This is a genomic window from Gilvimarinus algae (assembly GCF_030518215.1).
GTDB classification, from domain to species: Bacteria; Pseudomonadota; Gammaproteobacteria; order Pseudomonadales; family Cellvibrionaceae; genus Gilvimarinus; species Gilvimarinus algae.
The window spans coordinates 385,474-405,724 of sequence record NZ_JAULRT010000052.1; the positions used below are offsets into that span (position 1 = coordinate 385,474).

15 protein-coding genes are annotated in these 20,251 nt (G+C 56.6%); 9 read left to right on the forward strand and 6 right to left on the reverse strand.

Features of this window, described 5'->3' with window-relative positions:
• Positions 1-110 precede the first annotated feature (110 nt).
• From thrH to dbpA, 5 genes are all read left to right on the forward strand, one after another.
• Positions 111-728 (forward strand): bifunctional phosphoserine phosphatase/homoserine phosphotransferase ThrH, encoded by a 618-nt coding sequence (gene thrH / locus QWI16_RS09145; protein ID WP_302712535.1) that lies wholly within the window; start codon positions 111-113, stop codon positions 726-728.
• A gap of 179 nt (positions 729-907) precedes the next feature.
• Positions 908-4,078, forward strand: a complete 3,171-nt coding sequence (locus tag QWI16_RS09150; protein ID WP_302712536.1) for an HD domain-containing phosphohydrolase — start codon at positions 908-910, stop codon at positions 4,076-4,078.
• On the forward strand, positions 4,075-4,968 hold the full coding sequence (locus QWI16_RS09155) for a DMT family transporter (RefSeq protein WP_302712537.1): 894 nt from the start codon (positions 4,075-4,077) through the stop codon (positions 4,966-4,968). The genes QWI16_RS09150 and QWI16_RS09155 overlap by 4 nt, the downstream gene beginning before the upstream one ends.
• A 187-nt stretch (positions 4,969-5,155) precedes the next feature.
• The gene (locus QWI16_RS09160; RefSeq protein ID WP_302712539.1) at positions 5,156-5,362 is read left to right on the forward strand and encodes a cold-shock protein; all 207 of its coding nucleotides are present in this window, start codon (positions 5,156-5,158) and stop codon (positions 5,360-5,362) included.
• 175 nt (positions 5,363-5,537) lie between these two features.
• Positions 5,538-6,917 carry an ATP-dependent RNA helicase DbpA gene (dbpA, locus tag QWI16_RS09165; protein WP_302712541.1) on the forward strand — a complete coding sequence of 460 codons (1,380 nt, stop codon included), beginning with the start codon at positions 5,538-5,540 and terminating at the stop codon, positions 6,915-6,917.
• On the opposite strand, the gene QWI16_RS09170 is transcribed toward dbpA, so the two are convergent.
• Positions 6,910-8,325, reverse strand: a complete 1,416-nt coding sequence (locus QWI16_RS09170; RefSeq protein WP_302712543.1) for a DEAD/DEAH box helicase — start codon at positions 8,323-8,325, stop codon at positions 6,910-6,912. The two genes, dbpA and QWI16_RS09170, sit on opposite strands and share 8 nt — an antisense overlap.
• 107 nt (positions 8,326-8,432) lie before the next feature.
• Here QWI16_RS09170 and QWI16_RS09175 point away from each other — a divergent pair, with 107 nt between their 5' ends.
• The 3 genes from QWI16_RS09175 (at position 8,433) to QWI16_RS09185 (ending at position 10,190) form a co-directional block, all read left to right on the forward strand.
• Positions 8,433-8,969 (forward strand): adenine phosphoribosyltransferase, encoded by a 537-nt coding sequence (locus QWI16_RS09175; RefSeq protein ID WP_302712545.1) that lies wholly within the window; start codon positions 8,433-8,435, stop codon positions 8,967-8,969.
• Entirely contained in the window at positions 8,962-9,174 is a 213-nt protein-coding gene (locus QWI16_RS09180; protein WP_302712547.1) for a hypothetical protein, read from the forward strand. The genes QWI16_RS09175 and QWI16_RS09180 overlap by 8 nt, the downstream gene beginning before the upstream one ends.
• A 110-nt stretch (positions 9,175-9,284) precedes the next feature.
• Positions 9,285-10,190, forward strand: a complete 906-nt coding sequence (locus tag QWI16_RS09185; protein ID WP_302712549.1) for an aspartyl/asparaginyl beta-hydroxylase domain-containing protein — start codon at positions 9,285-9,287, stop codon at positions 10,188-10,190.
• Here QWI16_RS09185 and pabB read toward each other — a convergent pair.
• The 3 genes from pabB to QWI16_RS09200 form a co-directional block, all read right to left on the reverse strand.
• Positions 10,161-11,579, reverse strand: a complete 1,419-nt coding sequence (gene pabB, locus QWI16_RS09190) for an aminodeoxychorismate synthase component I (RefSeq protein ID WP_302712551.1) — start codon at positions 11,577-11,579, stop codon at positions 10,161-10,163. The genes QWI16_RS09185 and pabB overlap by 30 nt on opposite strands.
• A 348-nt stretch (positions 11,580-11,927) precedes the next feature.
• Positions 11,928-15,035 (reverse strand): phosphorylase b kinase regulatory subunit alpha/beta, encoded by a 3,108-nt coding sequence (locus QWI16_RS09195; RefSeq protein WP_302712553.1) that lies wholly within the window; start codon positions 15,033-15,035, stop codon positions 11,928-11,930.
• 287 nt (positions 15,036-15,322) lie between these two features.
• On the reverse strand, positions 15,323-15,604 hold the full coding sequence (locus tag QWI16_RS09200; protein ID WP_302712555.1) for a transposase: 282 nt from the start codon (positions 15,602-15,604) through the stop codon (positions 15,323-15,325).
• 213 nt (positions 15,605-15,817) lie between these two features.
• Between QWI16_RS09200 and QWI16_RS09205 the strand changes: the two genes are divergently transcribed.
• Positions 15,818-18,133, forward strand: a complete 2,316-nt coding sequence (locus QWI16_RS09205; protein ID WP_302712557.1) for a TonB-dependent receptor — start codon at positions 15,818-15,820, stop codon at positions 18,131-18,133.
• 213 nt (positions 18,134-18,346) lie between these two features.
• Here the strand turns inward: QWI16_RS09205 and QWI16_RS09210 are convergent, their stop codons facing one another.
• Positions 18,347-18,604, reverse strand: a complete 258-nt coding sequence (locus tag QWI16_RS09210) for a hypothetical protein (RefSeq protein ID WP_302712559.1) — start codon at positions 18,602-18,604, stop codon at positions 18,347-18,349.
• Entirely contained in the window at positions 18,601-20,250 is a 1,650-nt protein-coding gene (locus QWI16_RS09215) for a PepSY-associated TM helix domain-containing protein (protein ID WP_302712561.1), read from the reverse strand. The genes QWI16_RS09210 and QWI16_RS09215 overlap by 4 nt, the downstream gene beginning before the upstream one ends.
• Between the last annotated feature and the right edge of the window lies 1 nt (position 20,251).

Genomic DNA, 20,251 nt, shown 5'->3' on the forward strand with positions numbered 1-20,251 from the left:
ACCAAAAAGGAATATGTTTCACGTGAAAACGTCGCGCCTGAATTGCTTTTCATTCGGGAGCAGGGTAGATTCGCGGGTTTTCTTGAACCCGAAGGTTAGTGGAGGCGGCTGTGGAAATCGCATGTTTGGATTTGGAAGGGGTATTGGTTCCGGAGATCTGGATCAAATTCGCGGAAAAGACCGGAATTGACGCTTTAAAGGCGACGACCCGGGATATTCCAGATTACGATGTTTTGATGCGACAGCGCCTGCGAATACTCGAGGAGCACCAGCTGGGCCTTAACGAGATTCAGGAGGTGATTGCCACTCTCGAGCCGCTTGAGGGCGCGGTGGAGTTTGTGGACTGGCTGCGCGAGCGCTTTCAGGTCATCATTCTCTCCGATACCTTCTACGAGTTTTCCCAGCCGCTGATGCGCCAGCTGGGTTTTCCAACACTGTTTTGTCACCGCCTGGAGACTAACGAGAAAGGCGGGGTGGTCAACTACCACCTGCGTCAAAAAGACCCCAAGCGTCAGTCTGTGCTGGCGTTGAAAACGCTCTATTACCGTATTATCGCGGCCGGAGATTCCTACAACGACACCACCATGCTGGGCGAGGCCGATGCGGGCATCCTGTTTCACGCACCGCAAAATGTCATTGACGAATTCCCTCAGTTTCCTGCGGCTCATACCTATGAAGAACTGAAAAAGGAGTTTATCAAGGCCAGCAACCGCGATCTGACGCTCTAAGGTCTCGCAGCCTTTGCACAACGGCCGGCGGGGTGTTCCCGCTGGTCCTTTTATGTTCTGTGTTTCCTTTCTCTGGACACTGGCTGTCCAACATTCGCACTGCCGATTCGATTGTCGCTGGGAATTTGCCGCCAACCGCTCTATAGTTAAAGGCATTTACGGCTACAAGGAAACGCGCCGTGCACGCCCAAGCTCCTCGCCGAATACTTCGCCTGCCTATCCGTCTTCTGGTCGTCGGTATTGTTGCCCTGACCATGGTTGTTACGGCGACGCTGGCGATATCCCTGCAATATTATTTCAGCCGCGATATGGCCATAGACGCGGCCATTAAGCGCTATCAGCTCACCGCCGGTAATACCAGCGAGTTTATTGAGGCCGTTGAAACCCGCGGCGCTCAGGTAACCCGACTGTTATCAGAGTATCCCGCGCTGGTGACCCACGCAGCGGACCACCCTCATATGCGTGACCTGTTCGCCGAGGTTATGCGCAACAACACGATTTTTTACAGCATTTATGTCGGCTTCCCCAATGGCGATTTTTACGAGTTGGTCAACTTGGATAATGGCCCCGATGTCCGCGCGGGAGTGTCCGCCAATCCCGAAGACCGCTGGGTAGTCAACACGGTGACACAGGGGGAGCAGGGGCGGGTGCGCCAATTTTATTACTACGATGAACATTTCAAATTGCGCCAGCGTGTCTCCGAGCCGAGCAACTACGATGTGCGCGAGCGGCGCTGGTTTACCGACGCCACGCGGGGTCGAGTGGAGAAGTCCTCGCCTTATCTGTTTCAGTACATCCAGATCCCCGGTCAAACCTACTCGATTATGTTGCCCGACAACGGAATCGTCTTGGGTATCGATATTACCTTGCAGTCGTTTTCGGCCTACCTGCAGAAGCAGCCGCTGAGCCGCGAGGGAGAAATCTATGTCTACCGGAGCAATGGTGAAGTATTGGCCTCCAACCGCCTAGCACGCAGCACCGATGTTCTGCCGGAAGTGACGCCTCTGGAGCTTAATCAGCGCCAGCGCGATTTGATCAAGTCGCTGGGGCCTGTGAGGATTTCCAATGAGATGGATTGGCCGCCCATTGATTTCGCCGTCGCGGGTCAACCCAAAGGCTACAGTGTCGACCTGATTCGCTCGCTCGCCGCCATGCTGCAAATGGATGTGGAGTTTATTAACGGCTACAGCTGGCCGGAACTGATGGACAAATTTCGCGCCGGTGATATCGACGTGCTGCAACCGCTGCTAAACAGTGACCGCAACCGCGCTATGGGAGTCATGAGCGATCCCTTAATGAAGTTACCCTACAGCGTGGCAACGCGCAAAGGCCAGCCCGTTATTAACCGGCTGAGCGAGTTGCGCGGTAAAACTGTGGCAATTCCCAGCGGCTGGACCATTATCGATATCATTAAAAACCAGAATCTGGCCGTTGATATTCTGGAGGTTTCCAACACTAAGCGGGCCCTGGAGGCAGTGAGTAAAGGGTTGGCCGATGCCACCATCGATTCGGATGCTATTTTGCGTTACACCGCGCGCCAGTTTTTTATCGAGAACATTCAGTTTGGCGCTATCCTGCCGTCTTCGGGCACAGTGATCCCCGACGAGCTTCACCTGATGGTGCAAACCCACAATGCGCCTTTGGTGGCGCTTTTCAACCAAGCCATTGCTGCGCTCGACAGCGGCGTGCAGCAGGAGTTGAAGCGGCGTTGGTTTTCCGATGAGCCAATGGCAGCCGCAGACTCCCTCGCCGTAGTGCCCTACAAGCCACTGCTTGATGCCGCCAGTAACAAAGCGCTGTTGAATGTGTTGCGGCCGGTCAAGATTGATGGAAAGAAATACTTTGTGTTTACCGATCATCTGAATCGTCTCGATGATCGCTCCGACTATTTCGCGGTGGTTATTCCCTATCAGAACGTTCTCGGGCCAAGCCTGGCGCGTGTGCAAGTCTCGATTCTGATCACTATCGGATGCCTGTTGTTGTTGTTGCCAATTTCCTGGTTGTGCGCCGAGCCGATTGTGCGGCCCATCAATCAGCTGTTTGGCAAAAGCGAAAAGGTCAAGCGGCGAAAGTACAACGAGGTCAGCTATTGCCCGAGTCGGATTCGCGAACTGCACGAATTGTCGTTGTCGATGGTAGATATGGCACGCTCTATTCGCCAGTACGAAGAACAGCAGCGAGAGCTGATGGACTCTTTTATTCAGCTGATTGCTGAGGCCATTGACGACAAATCGCCCTACACTGGCGGGCATTGCGCCCGTGTTCCCGAGCTTGGTCTTATGCTGGCAAGTGCGGCTCATCGTTCAAACGAGCCGCCCTTTGATGCATTCTCTTTTGCCGGGGACGACGAGTTCCGAGAGTTCAAAATTGCTGCCTGGTTGCACGATTGCGGCAAAATCACTGTGCCTGAACACATTGTCGACAAGGGCTCCAAGCTTGAAACCATTTACAATCGCATCCATGAGGTGCGTATGCGTTTTGAGGTGCTCTGGCGCGATGCGCAGATCCGTTATTGGCAGAGGCTAGCTGTTTCACCCGACGAGGAAGAAACGTTCAAGCGAGAGCTGGAGGCTGAGCAGCGCAAGCTGCAGGAAGACTTCATGTTTGTCGCCACCACCAATGTGGGCGGGGAATTTCTCGATGACAGCGCCGTCGAGCGCCTAAACAAAATCGCGGCACAAACCTGGCAGCGCCACTTCGATGATCGCTTGGGGTTGTCACCCGTGGAGGAGATGCGCGTAGCCGGCGAGGCTCAGGCGCTGCCGGCTACCGAGCCTTTGCTCGCTGATCGGCCCGAGCACATTATCCCCCGCACCCGCAGCACCGACTACGCGCCTCATCTTGGCATTCGCATGGAGGTGCCAGAGCATCTGTACAACCTTGGAGAGTTGTATAACTTGTCAATTTCCCGGGGTACGCTGTCGCCCGAGGATCGGTTTAAAATCAACGAGCACATGATCAGCACCATCAAGATGCTGGAGCGCCTGCCGTTTCCTGCGGAGTTGAGCAGGGTGCCCCGTTACGCCTCAACCCACCACGAGGCGATGAACGGCAGCGGTTACCCTCGTAAACTCACAGGAGATCAGCTCAGCATTCCCGAGAAGGTGCTGGTTGTTGCCGATATTTTTGAAGCACTAACAGCCGCGGACAGGCCCTATAAAAAAGCCAAGCCTGTCAGCGTGGCGGTGGATATTTTGTACAGTATGGTAAAAGGTGGGCATGTGGACCGTGATGTGTTTGAGCTTTTCTTGCGAAGCGGTGTTTATCTTGAATACGCACGCCGGTTTTTACCCGCCGCCCAAATAGACGAGGTGGATGTGGCCGCCTACCTGCGCCCAGATGAGCAATGATTCCGGTTAGGCTAGAGGCTTGGCTGGCCGCCTCTTTAGCGATGCTCGCCTTTGCCGGGAACTCGGTGCTGTGCAGGCTGGCTCTCGCTGGTGGCGCTCAGGCAGAGGCATCGATAGACGCTCTGAGTTTTACCCTGTTGCGCCTGTGCGGCGGAGCGTTGGTGCTCACCCTCATTATGATCTGGAGTCGCCATCGCGCCTTACCCAAGCTTAAAGGCAATTGGTGTGGCGCTTTTTGGTTGGCGGTTTACGCGTTCAGTTTTTCTCTGGCCTATCTTCGTTTACAAACCGCCACGGGTGCACTGATTCTCTTTGGTTGTGTTCAGTGCGTCTTGTTGGCGGCGAGTTGGTTGAGCGGAGTACGTCCTGGCCGTTATGAGTATGTGGGGTTGGTGTTGGCCTTTTTAGGTTTCAGCATTTTACTGGTGCCTCAGGCGTCTCGACCCGATCTGCTAGGCGCTCTGTTGATGGGTGTTTCCGGCTTCGCCTGGGCTATGTACACCTTGGTTGGTCGCCATTCAACGGCGCCTTTGCTGGATACCTGCGGACACTTTATTCGTGCCTCGGTGCTGGCTCTGCCTTTGCTTGGTTTTATCGTGTGGTGGGGGAGGGTGTCGTTCGAAGGCGTTGTGCTGGCGCTGGTGTCCGGTGGGCTTACCTCGGCGCTCGGATACGCGCTCTGGTATCGCGCCTTGGCGCATTTTACCCGCTCGCAGGCGGGTGTGATTCAATTGTCGGTTCCCCTGATTGCTGCGCTCGGCGGTGTGGTGTTTTTACGCGAGCCTTTTACGGTGTCGCTATTGCTTGCTATCGCTGGAGTCTTGTCCGGTGTTTACCTGACATCACACAACTTCGAGGGTAAAAGCGGTGATATTTCCGCTACCCGATAAATAATGTTGACACGGCCTCGCAGGCGTATATACTCGTTCTTGCTTGAAAGTAAGTCCTATATTTATGCCACACCAAAGCAATGGTAGTACCTGCAGTTCTGGTCCTTCAGTCATAAGTAATAGCAACACTTTTAGCACAAACGGCCCCTTGGGGCTTACTTACTCATTGATTGTAAAGGAAAAGAATATGGCTACTGTTACTGGTACCGTTAAGTGGTTTAACGAAGCAAAAGGTTTTGGCTTTATCGAGCAAGAATCTGGTCCGGACGTTTTTGCACACTTCAGCGCCATCTCTGGCTCTGGCTTCAAAACCCTGACCGAAGGTCAAAAGGTGGAATTCACCGTGACCCAGGGTCAAAAAGGTCCGCAAGCTGAAAACATCGTTGCTCTGTAAGCGATTGATCAGTCCGCCGCTCTAGTGCGGCGTTGAAAAAAAAGGGTGAAGCACTGCTTCACCCTTTTTTGTTTTATGGCGCTTAAAAGCGTCTTTCACAGAAGCGAGCCGCTTATTGCAAACGCGCTTATTGCAAGCGAGATGCGGCTGGCAGTCCTCCCCTGAAGGTATTGGCGTGACCCAAACGTGTTTTTCTCAGCTGCCTCTGGCGCAGTCTCTCCTCGAAGGCGTGGCCGCTCTTGGTTTTGAGCGTATGACGCCCATTCAGTCTCAGGCTTTGCCGATCGCCTTGAGTGGGCGCGACCTGATCGGTCAGGCAAAAACCGGTTCGGGCAAGACCGTGGCCTTCGCCTTGGGGTTGCTGCACCGGCTGCAGGTGGAGCGCTACCGGGTGCAGGCCCTGGTGCTTTGTCCGACCCGCGAACTGGCCGATCAGGTCGCCCGCGAGATCCGTCGCCTGGCCCGGCAGATGCACAATGTCAAGGTGCTGACCCTATGCGGGGGGACGCCCATGGGGCCTCAAATTGCCTCACTTGAGCACGGTGCTCACATTATCGTGGGTACGCCGGGGCGGGTGGACGACCATATTCGCAAGGGGCGCCTGGACCTATCGGAAGTCGCAACCCTGGTGCTTGACGAGGCCGACCGCATGCTTGACATGGGGTTCGCTGAGACCCTGGAGGCGATCGTTGCCACGACCCCCGACGCGCGGCAAACGCTGCTGTTTTCGGCGACTTTTCCCAGGGATATTGCCTCGCTCAGCGAGCGCTACCTGCGCACGCCGGCCCGAGTGTCAGTGGACGAGCCGGGCGACGCCCATACCATTGAGCAGCATTTTTATAGCCTCAATGGCCTGGCGCGTGCGCAGGCGGTGGAGCGGCTGTTGCTTCACCTGCGCCCTGAGCGCTGCGTCGTTTTCTGTAACACCAAGCGCGATGTAAAAGCCATGGCACAGACGTTGGAAGCTGTCGGCTTTAAAGTCGGTGCACTGCACGGCGATCTTGAGCAGCGCGAGCGGGACATTACCCTCGCGCTTTTTGCCAGCCATAGCCTCTCGGTATTAGTGGCAACCGATGTGGCGGCCCGCGGCCTGGATATCAGTGGATTGGATATGGTGATCAATGCGGACATGGCGCGCGAGAGCGAGGTGCATGTCCATCGCGTGGGCCGCACTGGCCGTGCCGGCCGTAAAGGTCTGGCGCTGAGCTTGGTGGATGAGCGTGAGACTCACAAGTTCGAGCGGCTGTGTGATTACTCCGGTCTCGATGCAAACCTGGAGTCTCTGCCTGATCTCGCCGCTGGCGTGACCGCTTTTCGCCCGCCCATGGTGACCCTGCAGCTCGATGGTGGGCGCAAACAGAAGGTGCGCCCCGGAGACATTCTCGGCGCTCTGACTGGGGCCGACGGCGTCGCTGGGGAGGATGTGGGTAAAATCCACGTGTTCGACTTCAGCGCCTGCGTTGCCGTGCGGCGTAAAGTGGTGGATGAGGCGCTGGAAAAAATCAGGCGCGACGGCCTTAAAGGCCGCCGCTTCCGGGTCCGGCGTATCAGTTAACCGGGCGGCGTCGAGAGCGGCCACCGCCGCTTCTCTGTCCGGCGCCGCCTGGCTTTTGCCCCGCGCCGCCGCTGCGGTTTGCATTGGCGCCACCGCTTCTGTTGTTGCCTCTTTCCTGGCCTTTAGCCGAGGCACTTTTCTGTCCCTGAGCGGGGCGAGCGGCATTTTGCCGGCTTGCGCGACCGCGTTTGCTGGCGGGGCTTGATCCAGGTTTGGCGGATCGGCCGCTGGGTTTATTGGCCGGTGCCGAGGGTTTCGCGGATTCCGGCAGCTGATGATCCGGTTCAAAGTCGTCCATCACCCGGCGGGGCAGGCGCTTCTTGATCAGTTTTTCAATATCGCTCAGCTGCTTGATTTCATCGGCACTGACCAGTGACACCGCTTGGCCATTGGCGCCGGCGCGGCCGGTGCGGCCAATGCGGTGCACATAGTCTTCGGGGACATTGGGCAAATCAAAGTTGACCACCTGCGGCAGCTGGTCAATGTCCAGCCCCCGCGCGGCGATGTCGGTCGCTACCAATACGCGAACGGCGCCTCTTTTAAAATCGGCCAGCGCCTTGGTGCGGGCGCCCTGGCTTTTGTTGCCGTGGATGGCGGCTGCACGAATGCCCGCCGCATCGAGCTGTTTCGCCAGGCGATTGGCGCCGTGCTTGGTGCGGGAAAACACCAGTACCTGCTGCCAGTCGTTGTCCATGGTCAGGCGAATCAGCAGTTCCGCTTTGCGCTTTTTGTCCACCGGGCTGATCCATTGCTCCACGCTGGCGGCGGTGCTGTTGGGTGGCGCCACTGACACTTCCAGGGCGTCGGTGACCACGCTTTTGGCAAGGGCGCGAATGTCATTGGAAAAGGTCGCGGAAAACAGTAGATTCTGACGTTTGGCTGGCAGAAGCTTCAGAATTTTGCGAATGTCGTGAATAAACCCCATGTCCAGCATGCGGTCGGCCTCGTCGAGGACCAGCATCTCCAGCTGATCAAAAGCAACGGCGCCTTGTTGATGCAAGTCCAGCAGGCGGCCGGGGGTGGCCACCAGAATGTCCACACCCTGTTTCAGGGTGGCGATTTGCGGGTTGATTTTGACACCGCCAAACACTACGGCACTGCGTAGCGCGAGGTATTTGCCGTAGGCGCTCACACTGTCGGCGACCTGGGCGGCCAACTCCCGGGTGGGTGTCAGTACCAGCGCACGGGCCTGGCGGGCTTTGGCAGCCGGGGCGCGGTTTAGAATTTCCAGCATGGGCAGAGTAAAACCGGCGGTTTTGCCCGTACCTGTCTGAGCGGCGGCCAGTAAATCCCGGCCCGAGAGCACGGCAGGTATTGCCTCTGCCTGAATAGGCGAGGGCGTGCTGTAGCCTTTTTCTTTGACGGCGCGAAAGATAGGGTCGCTCAGACCCAAATTGGCAAAACTCATAGGAACGTCCGATAGGATAGATAGGAACAACCGATAGAAGAGGGCCGGCATCTTACCTCAAGCCGGGTCCGCTGGGCTATGCTTTATTGCCGAAGGAGGATAAAGACTTGATCAGCGATTATTTGAAAAACAGCGTGACTAGGGTTCCCGATTACCCGAAAGCCGGTATTCAGTTTCGTGATATCACCTCGTTGGTGGCGGATGGCCGAGCCTTTGCCGAAGCGGTCACCGCATTGGCTGAACCTTATCTGTCCCAAGCGGTAGACAAGGTGGTGGGGATTGAGGCTCGCGGGTTTGTCTTTGGCGCCGCCCTGGCGCGGGAGCTGGGTGTTGGCCTGGCGCTGGCGCGCAAGCCGGGTAAGCTGCCGCGAGCCACTTGCCGTGAGACCTACACCTTGGAGTATGGCGAGGATGCGTTGCACATGCACCTCGATGCGCTTGAGCCGGAGTCACGCGTGTTGCTGGTGGATGATTTGATCGCCACGGGCGGTACGGCTTTGGCCGCCCTGCGGTTGGTGCGCCAGCTCGGGGCCAGCCCCATTGGCGCGGCATTTGTGATCGCTCTGCCGGAACTTGGTGGCCTGGCCGCACTCCAACGGCAGCGTGTTGCCACTCATCATCTAATGGAGTTTGCCGGTGAATAAATGCCTTTGCCTGCCTGTGGTCGGGTTAATACTGTTGGCGGGATGTACCAATAAAGCCATCTACGAGAATGCGCAGATCGACCAGCGCTGGAAGTGTGAGCGCGAGCCGCTGAGTCAGCAGGCGGAGTGCCGCGAGCAAGTGTCCAAGGATTATCGCGAATACCAGCGCGAGCGTGAGGCGCTAATGGACGAAGAGCCTGAGTAAGCGGCGGCCTAAGCCACCGTTTGAGCTTTCGGTCGCTGTGCCACTTGGTCGGCGCCTGCGTTTTGCGTATCATACGCGCCCTGCGCTGGGTAAACACGTGAGGTGAGGCTATGGGCGTTATTATTGGTTGTATTGCCATTTACATCGGCTGCATCGCCTTTGTGCGCACCCGAAACCGGGTGACCTTTCCGCTCAGTCGCCAGCTGTCTGACTTTTCGACGTTTATGGTGCCCTTTAATTTACCCGCTTACGGGCTGTCAACGGTGCCCACCACCCCCAGAGTTTCAAAAGAGCACTTCCCCGAGCTGCAGATTATTGAAGACAACTGGGAAGTCATTCGCGATGAGGCGCTGGCGCTCTATCAGGGGGGCAAAATCACCGCCAAGGATGATCTCCCGGCCAGTAGTTTCTATAAGGACAACCGCTGGACCAGCTTTTACCTCAAGCTTTACGATAACCCCATTCCCTCAGCGAAGGAGCTGGCCCCGAAAACCATGGCGCTGCTTGAGCAGGTTCCCTATCTGAACCTGGCGCTGTTTGCGGTGCTCAACCCCGGCAAAAAGCTCAATCAGCACCACGATCCTTTTGCATATACCCTGCGTTATTCGCTCGGGCTCTCCACGCCCAACAGCGAGCGCTGTGGCTTGCAGATCGACGATTTTCACTATCCGTGGAGAGACGGCGACAGCATTATCTTTGACGAGACCTATCTGCACAGTGCCTACAACGATACAGATACCCCGCGGGTTATTCTGATGACCGATATCGACCGGCCGCTCAAACTGAAGTTTGTGCAAAAGGGCTATTGGTACTTTGGTCGCTTTTTTAACAGCTTGTTTATGATCGACAATGTCGACGCCTCACACTCGGGTATCGGCAATAAATTGGGCCAGGGCTTGTTGCGCTACCAGAGCTTTCTCAAGTCGGTGAAAAAGAAAAACCGTCAGTTCTACTATGCGGCCAAATGGGTGATTATCGGCGGCTTATTACTGCTGATCGGCAGTCGCTTCGTCTGAGCCGAACGCCGCTTCCAGAGTGCGCATCAGCAGTGTGACCTTGGTAAGGCTCTCCTGATATTCCGCCTCGGCGGTGGAGTCGGCGACAATGCCGCCTCCGCCCCAGCAGTGAACTCTTCCGTTATCAAAGACCAGGGTGCGAATAGCGATGCTGGTGTCCATCCGCCCGCACGCACTGATATACCCCAAGCTGCCGCAGTAGGGCCCCCTTTTGTGTGATTCCAGCGATTCGATAATTTCCATGGCCTTGATCTTGGGTGCGCCGGTTATCGAGCCGCCGGGGAAAGCGGCGCGCAGTAGCGACAGGGGCGTCTCGCCTGGCTTGAGGCGCCCCTCAATGGTGCTGACCAAATGGTGGACATTGGCAAAGCTCTGCAGCTCAAACAGTGTGGGTACGTTTACCTGCTCACAGCAGCGGCTCAAATCGTTGCGCAGTAAGTCCACAATCATCAGGTTTTCGGCGCGATCCTTTTCACTGTTCTCCAGGGCCCGGGCATTGCGCTTGTCTTGTGTCGGGTCGGGGTCGCGGGGCGCCGTACCTTTAATGGGGCTGGTGCTGGCAAGGCCGTCGTCACAGGCGATAAAGCGCTCGGGCGAGACACTGGCGATGGCGCCGTTTTCCAGCGGGATAAAACCGGCAAAGGGAGCGGGGCTTGCCAGGCGTAGGCTCAGGTAGGCTGCGAGTGGATCGCCGCTGAAGCTCGCACTAAAGCGCTGGGCAAAGTTGACCTGGTAGCAATCGCCCTCAAGGATGTGCTCCTGGATTGTATCGAATTTTTCAATGTAAGAATCAATATTAATGTTACTGTCGAACCTATTGATTTTAAAAGGTTCTGCATCCTTTTCTAGAAATGACTTTAAGTGTGTTTCGGCGTTTAGCCTCGATTCCGCCAGCCTGGTATCCGCGCCTGGGAGGGCAACAATAGCGCTGGTTTGGGTCTCGTGATCGATTACCAGCGCCCAGGGATAAAGGCCGATGTGCAGATCGGGCAGGCTGAGATCTGCCTTCGCCAGTGAGGGCAAGCGCTCCAGTTGCCGCGCCAAGTCATAGCCAAAAAAGCCGATGGCGCCGCCGCAAAAGGGCAATCTCTCGGCGTCCAGCTGCGCGCTTTGGCAAACAGGGGGCATCAGTTCATTGATCAGAGTAAAGGGATCCTGATGTGAGCGCCTGTCGGGCTCGCGCCCTGTGAGATCCTGAATCAGGCTCTCGCCGGCTCGGGTAGTCAGCAGGGTCGTGGGCTCGGCAGCGATAATGTCGTAGCGGCCGCGCCCGCTCGCCGGCTGGCAGCTGTCCAGCCATACCGGGTAGGGTAGATCCTGCAGGGCCAGAAAATAGACACGGCTGTCCGCATGGTAGGGAACGACGATAACTTTGGGGCTGTGCGGCATGGCGGTTTGCGGTTCGCTGACTCGGGATGACGGTGGCGCCCTTAGTGGGCAAGCAGAGTATACCGGCTTGGCGCAGCGCCACCTAGCAGACTGTTGAAAAGCTCCTTACATGCTCAGCGAGGCCTTAAGCGTGAAGGTGTCGTGCCTTGTCTCGACAGGCAGGGTGGTTTCCTTTTCTGGAGGCTAGGTGCGGCAGATGTGCGTTTAGGGCCTCGCCCTATGGGACTTCCAGGCTGGACCGTACACCTTCAAACCGGCGCCTAGATTACGAACCAGCCTGCTAGCGCACGTCCGCCAAGTGGGTAAGGGACAGGAGCACCCAGCCGGTCTTGGCCAGGCGCAGTTTGGTCAAGCGGTGGTTTGGGGCTCCTTTTGGCCCGCATAGTCGGCAAGTACGGTGAGCACAGCATCTTGCAGTGCCCGGGGGGATTGTTGCAGCAGCTGATCGATATTGCGCCCGCCGCCCTCCGCCTTGCCGTTTTCGCGCGCCCAATGGCTGGCGGCATCTTCCAGCAGGCGCGAGAAGACCACCGGCTCGCTAAAGAACACCTTGGGGTGTTGCTTGCAAAAAAGGGTAAAACACAGCAGGGCCTCGACCACCGCGCTCTTGTAGTAGCTCGGATGCAGGGATTGGGTCAGCTGGTCGATAAGCTGGGCGAAGCTCTCCTCGCCCGGTGTCATGGAGCTTCGTACCAGCTCGCAGTCAATGCGATAACCCTCGCTGTTGCTGTCGCCAAACACCAGGGTTTTGGCGCTCGCCAGGCTGCGCCAAATAGCGGTTAGGAATTTGTCGTCAAAGCGGGTGATAAAGCCGCGCGCCAGACGCCATTCAAACCAGTCGGCGTCGACGGCGTTGGCGGCAATGGCGTCACTGCCGGCGAGTAGGGTCGATTGCTCGTTGCCGAGGTGAAAGCTGTGATCGACCCCTTGCGAGAACACCTTGCGCTGCGAATCAAACACTTTGCGCAAGCGTTTATAGAGGTAGCTGGGCGATTGCGAGGCCAGCCATTGAATGGGGGTCAGTCCTTCGCCTTCGTCGGTGTAGTGCGAGCACAAGAGCATAAAATTGTGCAGCTGTATCGAGCGCAATCCTTCAAACAAATACGGCTGGGTGCGCAGCAGCGCGCCGACGGTGATGATCACCTCTTGGGCGAGGGCGCGCTCCAGCGGGTCGCTGAACACATGGTCCAGCCCATCGAGAATTTCCTGGTTACTCAGGCCCGAGTCAATCACCAGCTCTGAGTCCGTGTCCTCGCCGATGGCCAGTTTCAAATGGCGGGCCGCCAGCAGGGTCATGCTATCGGCAAGATCGTTATGGCCGTGATCGAGATAGGCAAAGCACAGCCGGCACAAGACCCAGTGATTGGTTTGCTGGGCGTAGCGGTAGATGTCCCTGAGTATCTCCTCGGCCGGGATCTTCTTCTCTTTGCCGCAGTCGCGGTTCAGCTCGCCCGGGCTGAGTGCCCGCGCAAAAGCCGCCGCCAGCACTTTCGGGTCGCGCGAGTGCTTGATCTTGTCCAAGAGCTCTGCAAATGGATCACACAACTGCTCGGGCTCGATGGACGGCAGATGGTGAATGGGTGTGTAGGACGTCTTCAGCGGTACGACACTAAATTCGGGCAGCACCAACTTGGTGGTGCGCGAGGCGCGTATCGCCAGGCTTGCCGAAGCGTTGCCCACATGCTCGTGGGTATTGCGCAGCTGCAGATCCTTCAGGGTTTTAAACAAAACATCCGCGTTGGGAATGGCGCAAATGTTGGCGTTAATTTTCAGAGTAAATACCGCCACTTCCGGGTCTGTCCAGTGCTTGCGGATGTGGTTGATCTCCGAGATCAGAAGCTCGCTGATAAACGCGGCATCGAACAGGCGATAGTCATTGGCTTCGCTCTGCAGCCACGATAAACACAGGCAAGTTTTGTTGTTGATGCGGTAAGTGTGAGAGGTCGACAAGCTCTGCAGCCGACGTCTGGGCCGGCCACTCAGGCCCAGTGATTCGTTGGCGCCGACACAGGTGAACGCCTCGACCAAATGTGGCGCTGTGAGCACGGCGATGGGCTTAATGTCTTCCAGCGACTCGGCGATCACGCCGTTTTGCGAGAGCGTTGTTTTGACCTGTTCGTTTTCGGCCAGCACCACCAACGCGATTTGCGACTGGGTAAAACGGGTGGAGCGCCGGCGGATGTACAAAGGGTCCAGATCTTCGGTGGTGATATAGCCTTCGTCGAGCAACAAACCCGTGTAAAACAGGCTCTGAGCCCATACCAGCGGGATATTGTCGTTGGGCAGGCGCGGTTGTGAGCGCGGGTTCTTTTTCTCAGCGGCAATGTGTTCCTGCGGTAAATAATAGAGCTCCGGTATCAGTCCGATACCGTCGCGCGTGACCATCAGCGATTCGATTTTACGCCGGTAATGACTGGCGGTGGTGTCCAGCTCATCGAACAGCGCGTTGAGATACAAAAAGCAGTAGAACAACGGCCACTCGGATTCAATGTGTTCAAAGCCGGCAAGCTCGGAGTGTTCGTAGTAAAGCCGTGAGCTTTCCTCGATCACCGTTTGGTGGCCGTCCCACAAAAAGCGCTTACAGCCCCAGTTACCGCCAAGCTTGGACAGTATGGTGTCGCGGGTTTTGGTCAGCAGTTCAGCCCGCCCAACCGCGAAGGCGGGAAAACCAATAATGGACAAAAGTGCGCTGTCGACCTCTTTAGACAGCGATTCTCGCGGCAGCAGCGCACCCAGCGTATTGCGGGCCAGGGAAACGGCATCGGGCATGACATGAATAACCGCGCGCTTGCTGGCATCGGGCCCAAAGAGGTTGAGACCATCCAGCGCTTGCAAAGCCGCCTTGGCCATACCCACGGAGCTGGCATTGATTTCCGTCAGACCATTGTTGATCTTGTTGCCTCGCTCCCAAATGCCAAAATCCGGTGTCCGGTAGGCACTCGAAATGTAGTAAACGAGGTTTTGCACAAAGTCCACTTCGCTACTCGTGCAAACGATACGCAGCCCCGAGGCCGACATCTGCGCTAGCATCAGCAGAAAGATCGAGGTGGCGTCTATTTGCAGGTGCCCCCAGGCATCGTCCGCCACCACTGGCAAACCACTGGCCGTGTCGTACTTGGCGTGCAGGGCATCTCCGGGAGCCAACGTGTGCTTAAAGCGCTCCACTTTGTTGGCCTGGCGCATCATCGACTGCAACAGCCCGCGCATCAGCTTAATCGTCGCCTGCTCAAGCAGGTCCTGCCGGTTTTTTTGCCCCGCTCTGGCCATGCCCCGTGCCAGCGCCCAGACGCAGATAATCGAATAGACATTATCCCTGACCCAGGCGTCGGTGTAGTCGCCGTGGTTGGTGATGGCGGTACTGGCCGGCAGTAGCCCGGTAACCGGATGCTGGCGACTGAGGATAACGGTTTTGACTTCCTGATAAATGCGTTCGAGAGTGTCGTTTTTGCGCTTCATAGAGGGGTACCCGAAAACTGGCGACCTATGGCCTACAGGTATAGCGCTTTTGGCGCTGGCTTTAAAGTGGCAGGTGTCGATAGCAAGTCTGGATTAGCCTGCATCAGTTGTGCCGCCTCATTCAATATGGCGTAAGTCTGGGTCAGTGTACAGAGCGATTATTGTCGCCAGATGACATTCGCCGGCATGAACGCTTGGCCGCTGTCTCGCTTGCACTGGCACAGTGCGCCTGGCTGGCTATCTGCCCGATTGTGGGCTGTACATAGGGGGTAGGGAGATGCTTGCGCTCAGCCTTTATCCAGCTGCTGGCGGAGGCTTTTTAGCGCTTTTTTCAGTTGGGTGTTTTCACGGCGCAGCCGCTGCAGTTCATCAAGATCCTGTTGCTGACGATGGCTGTCACCGCCACTCTCGAACTCTCGGCGCCAGCGGTAAATATTGGCTTCGCGTATGCCTTGCTTAATTGCCGCTTCCGCTGGCGTCAGTCCTTGCTCATTCACGAGAGCAAGAGTCTGCTGTTTAAAAGCTCGGCTGTACCTTTGACGCTTTTGCGGTTTTACCACAAGACCCATTGAGAACCTCCGTGTTGATCATTCTGATGGGCTCAAAGAGCGGCTGTGCTCTCGAGCGAGGGCATCATAAGCGGTATGCAAATGATTATCAATAAAGGCATGCGGCCGGTAAGGCGTTTCTTCGGTCTTGAGTGAAACCGGTATCTTGCGGCTTTCGGGAATGAGTGTGATAATACTTATCATTTAAATGCGCATCATTCTTGGGGGAGTTTTGTGAAATCACGAGCATTCGCGCTAAAAGCGTCAGGTTTAATCGGCACCTTGGTGGTTGCCGCCAGTGTTCAGGCCCAGACGGAGTCGGCAAAAACCGAGGAGCTGGTAGTCACCGGTCAGAAAATAGAGCGTTCGCTGCAGGATACCGCCGCCAGTGTTGCCGTGCTCACCGAACAGGTGATGACCGACCAGCAAATCGAGAGCTTTTACGATCTCGTTGATCAAGTGCCCAACGTCCATGGCGTCCTGGGTACTGGCTTCAGTATCCGCGGTATCGATGCCTTCAACGTCTCCGGTGGTGGCAACAGCTACCTGGCGAGCGTCTACGTCGATGGGGCTCCCATGCCGTATCGAGCCATTCAGAAAGGTGGATTTTTTACCTGGGATGTGGCTCAGGTTGAAATACTGCGCGGTCCTCAGTCCACCTTGCAAGGGCGCAATGCCCTGGCCGGTGCTGTGGTAGTCAACACAGTAGGCCCGAGTTATGAGTGGGATGGTAAGCTGCGCCTGGAGGCGGGTGAGTATGGTAAGCAGCAGCTGGCCTTTGCAGGCGGTGGCGCCATTGTTGATGATCTGCTGGCCTTTAGAGTCAGCGCGGAACAGAATGATTTTGACGGCTTTAATGACAATATCACCCGCGGCGACCACTCGGATTTTAACAACAACGAAACCTACCGCGGCAAATTACTGTTTGAGCCGGGAGACGATTTTTCGGCCCTGCTGAGCTTTACCCGCACCGAAACCGAAATTGGTGTGCGCTGGACCGAGCCGGCCGAAGATGGCGATGATTACAATCACCGGATTACCACCTTTAACGATCCTACTTTTGAAAGCAACGAAGCGGATATCACTACCCTGGAGCTCAACTACGAGCTGAACGATCATTGGCAGCTCAGTGCCATTAGCAGCTATTCCGATTCGAACTACGCCTACGAGTGGGACGGTGATGCCACCGCTGAGCCCCAGTCTATTCTGCTCGACGACAGAACTGATGAAACCGTGAGCCAGGAGTTTCGCTTTGTTCTGGAGTACGACCGTTTAAGTGGTGTCATTGGCGCCTATTATTCGGACCTGGATGTAGAAGATGTGGCCAGTGGACAGCGCGGTTTGACATTGGCGCAAACCGGCTTGCCAACGCTGTTGGTTACCCCACCTGAGTACGGTGGCCTGGGGCTCGACCAGCAAACCGCGGGTATGGTGTTATCGCTCTATGAGCCCATCGATCCGGTGCAACTGGGCACCTATTCAAAGGTGACCCAGGCGGTGACGACTCAGGCTATCTTTACCGACCTGACCTTTAAAGTAACTGAGCGCTGGGATATTTTTGGCGGCCTGCGTTGGGACAAAGAGGAGCAGGAAAACAGCAGTGATACCTTGTACACCATTGACAATGAAGCGCTGCTGCCCAACCCGGCTGACTACGCTGCCAACCCGCAGCTGGCCGCCTTACTCACCGGCATCAACGCCCAGCTCTATCAAATGGTGGATGACGCATCGGGCACTGAGCCGGCTGCAGATGCAAGCTTTGATGAGCTGCTGCCCAAAGTCGGTACCACTTACCACTTCACCGATGATGTGAACCTGAGCTTCACTTTTCAGCAGGGCTATCGCTCAGGTGGTGTGGGCACGAATGTTTTCCAGGGTACGATCTTTACCTACCAGCCCGAGTTTACCGATAACTATGAGCTGGCCCTGCGCACCAGCTGGCTCGATGGCGCGCTGACCGCCAACGCCAACGCCTTTTTAATTGACTGGCAGGATCAGCAGATTGCCGTGCAATTGTCCGGCAGCTCTTTCGATACCGAGACTCGCAACGCCGGTAGCTCAACGGTAAAAGGTTTTGAGCTGGAGTTAAACTACGCTCTGAGTGAGGCCTTGAGAGTCTACGGTGGCCTGGGGTACAGCAAGACGGAGTTTGACGAGTTTTTGATTGTGCAACCCACGCAGACATTGGACCTTTCGGGCCGGGCGTTTCCCCGTGCGCCGGAGTGGACCGCCAGCGTCGGCGCGACTTATCGGTCGGCCAGCGGTCTGTTCGCCAACATCAACGCCAATTACGCTGATAACTCTATCGTCGCGGTTAACCCCTACAGCGAAGGGTTGAGCGAGGGCGACCCGGGTTTTGATCCGCGCAATGATTCGCGCACGCTGGTGAACCTGAAAGTGGGTTATGAATGGGATCAGCTGGGCGTCTACGCAACGGCGTCTAACCTGTTTGACGAGCAGTACGTGGAGCTTGCCAATCAGGGCACGCCGCCGTCCATCACTCTCGGCGCGCCTCGTGTGCTCAGTGCCGGTGTGGAATACCGCTTTTAATCACGCCAATTCACCCGGTAATTGTGACTGGCGGGTGAACAGCGGCGCGATGCGTCGTTGTTGCGGAAGTCGAAAGCGAGCCCTGTAAACGTAGTGGATTGCGAAAAGCCCAAAAGTTGTATGAGATGATCATTAAGAGGCTCAGGATGAGCACCTTAAAGGCCCAATCAGTAGAAAACAATGTGAAAACGGCAGCTTATAGCTGCCGTTTTTTTATGACGAAGATTTCAGCCACAGCGGCCGGGCAAAGACATGCAGCCAGCCACTCAGGCCAAGCAGGCCCAGTGCGATAAAGGGTGCTCGGCTCCAGGCGTAGGGAATAGCGAGTAGAGCGCAGCTTATGGCAAAGGCCGCTATGCCTGCCAGAATAAAACTCAGGCGCGCCTTGGCGCCGGCACGTCCTTGCCGGTGCCAGCACAGTACGGTCGCGATATTGGCAAGCACGGCCAGAAGCAATATCAGACTGTTCATAGGCTTTCCTCTAGCAGCTCACTGGTTTGGGGTGTCGGGCGCTGACGTTTCAGCGAGCTGCTGGCAGGGCGTTCGGCGGGTAACTTTCTTGACGCCCAGATCAGGAAGCCGCCGATCACGAGTAAGCTGGCATCCACCCAGGCAGTGACCATTTTGCCTTCGGCAAAAGCCAGCGGCAGGGCATCGCCGGTTACTAACGCGTTGGCCAGAGGCACACCGAGCGCCATCAGGCCACACAACAGAAACAGGGATTGAATACTTTTGTAGCTGTTGTCGATGGCAAGTGCGTAGCCAATGATGGCCAGCCAACTGCCAAAAAAGATCACCCCGAGCCAGAAACCAAACGACTGATCATCCACCCGTAACAACAACTGAGCGTAAAACAGCGCAATGCTGCCCACCACCAGGCCCATGCAGCTGCCAACGGTAAACCGGCTGATTCGGTGGTACGCTCGCTGTGACAGACTGCCTTCCGGTCCATAAGCGCGCCTTTCAATCCAGATCATCATACCGGTGACCGCGAGTAAGGCGGTGCCGATACCCAGCAGGCTCCAGATGATTTTGACAAACACTCCGCCGAAGTTGCCAAAGTGCAAGGGGTACATGGCATCGAGCAGCGAGCCGGTAACGCTATCGTGCTTGCCAAAAGTGCTATAGCGCTTTTGCTCTTCGCCGGTGACGGCGTTGAACTCATAGGTTTCGCTCGCGGCGAGAGTGTCACCGCCGAGGGTAGAGATGGCCATGATGGCGGCCTTGTCGCCCCAGCCGTGAATGTTGATGTCCACCAGGCGCAGCTCTGGGTTGGCGTTGCGAAAAGCGGTGAGAATGTCGCCCGTGCGGGGTTCAGCGGCCTCGCCGGTAATGGCCGGCTCTATTTCCGGAATAAAGGTTTCCACCAGTTTTTCCTGATCGCCGGCGAAGCTCACAAAAGCAGCGGCTGGAACCAAAAGTACCAAGACCAGGCCGAGGAATGCCCCGGTAAAAGCAATAACCCCATGAAACAGCAGGCCCCAAACGCCGAGCACCTTGTGAGTGTCAGTAATCAGCAGGCGCAGGCTGCGCAGGGGACGAAAGCTGAAAAGCTCTTTGAGAATTTTGCGGTGGATGATCACGCCCGTGACCACCGAGGCGAAAAGCGTCAGCCCCAGCAATCCAGTCAGCACCAGGCCCCAGGGGTTGCCCAGATGCAAATCGGCGTGAAAGGTCACCATAAAGTCCGCCATGTCTGTCGCGCCGCTGGTGAACCATTCCATCAGGGAGCCTTTAAAGACATCCTCTTGCTCCAGCGTTTGCGGATGGTGGCGGTAGGCGATGACATGGTGTTCGTGCTGTCCGTTCTCAAGTTCGACGTCTTTTTCAAAAGCAATAAACAGGCTGGTCGCGCTGCTTTGTCCCGGCAGTATGATTCTGACGTGATCACGATACTCGGGGTCGACCTCGGCGACGTGCTGGCGCACCAGAGACTCTATGGCCATGTAGTCTTCCGAAACGTCGCTACGAATACCCTCGTGGGACCAGATTTTGAGCTCGTTATGACCGAAAACGGACAGAGCGCCGGTGAACGCGACGATAAACAGCAGTATGCCGGTAATCACCCCGAGCCAACTGTGGACAATGTAGAATTTTTTTGTGGTATCGCGCTGCATG

Coding starts and splice junctions, on each gene's coding strand:
- QWI16_RS09210 (WP_302712559.1), bottom strand. CDS start 18,604: ATGAACAGTCTGATATTGCTTCTGGCCGTGCTTGCCAATATCGCGACC.
- QWI16_RS09185 (WP_302712549.1), top strand. CDS start 9,285: ATGGGCGTTATTATTGGTTGTATTGCCATTTACATCGGCTGCATCGCC.
- QWI16_RS09215 (WP_302712561.1), bottom strand. CDS start 20,250: ATGCAGCGCGATACCACAAAAAAATTCTACATTGTCCACAGTTGGCTC.
- QWI16_RS09170 (WP_302712543.1), bottom strand. CDS start 8,325: ATGAGTTTTGCCAATTTGGGTCTGAGCGACCCTATCTTTCGCGCCGTC.
- QWI16_RS09200 (WP_302712555.1), bottom strand. CDS start 15,604: ATGGGTCTTGTGGTAAAACCGCAAAAGCGTCAAAGGTACAGCCGAGCT.
- QWI16_RS09155 (WP_302712537.1), top strand. CDS start 4,075: ATGATTCCGGTTAGGCTAGAGGCTTGGCTGGCCGCCTCTTTAGCGATG.
- QWI16_RS09195 (WP_302712553.1), bottom strand. CDS start 15,035: ATGAAGCGCAAAAACGACACTCTCGAACGCATTTATCAGGAAGTCAAA.
- pabB (WP_302712551.1), bottom strand. CDS start 11,579: ATGCCGCACAGCCCCAAAGTTATCGTCGTTCCCTACCATGCGGACAGC.
- QWI16_RS09160 (WP_302712539.1), top strand. CDS start 5,156: ATGGCTACTGTTACTGGTACCGTTAAGTGGTTTAACGAAGCAAAAGGT.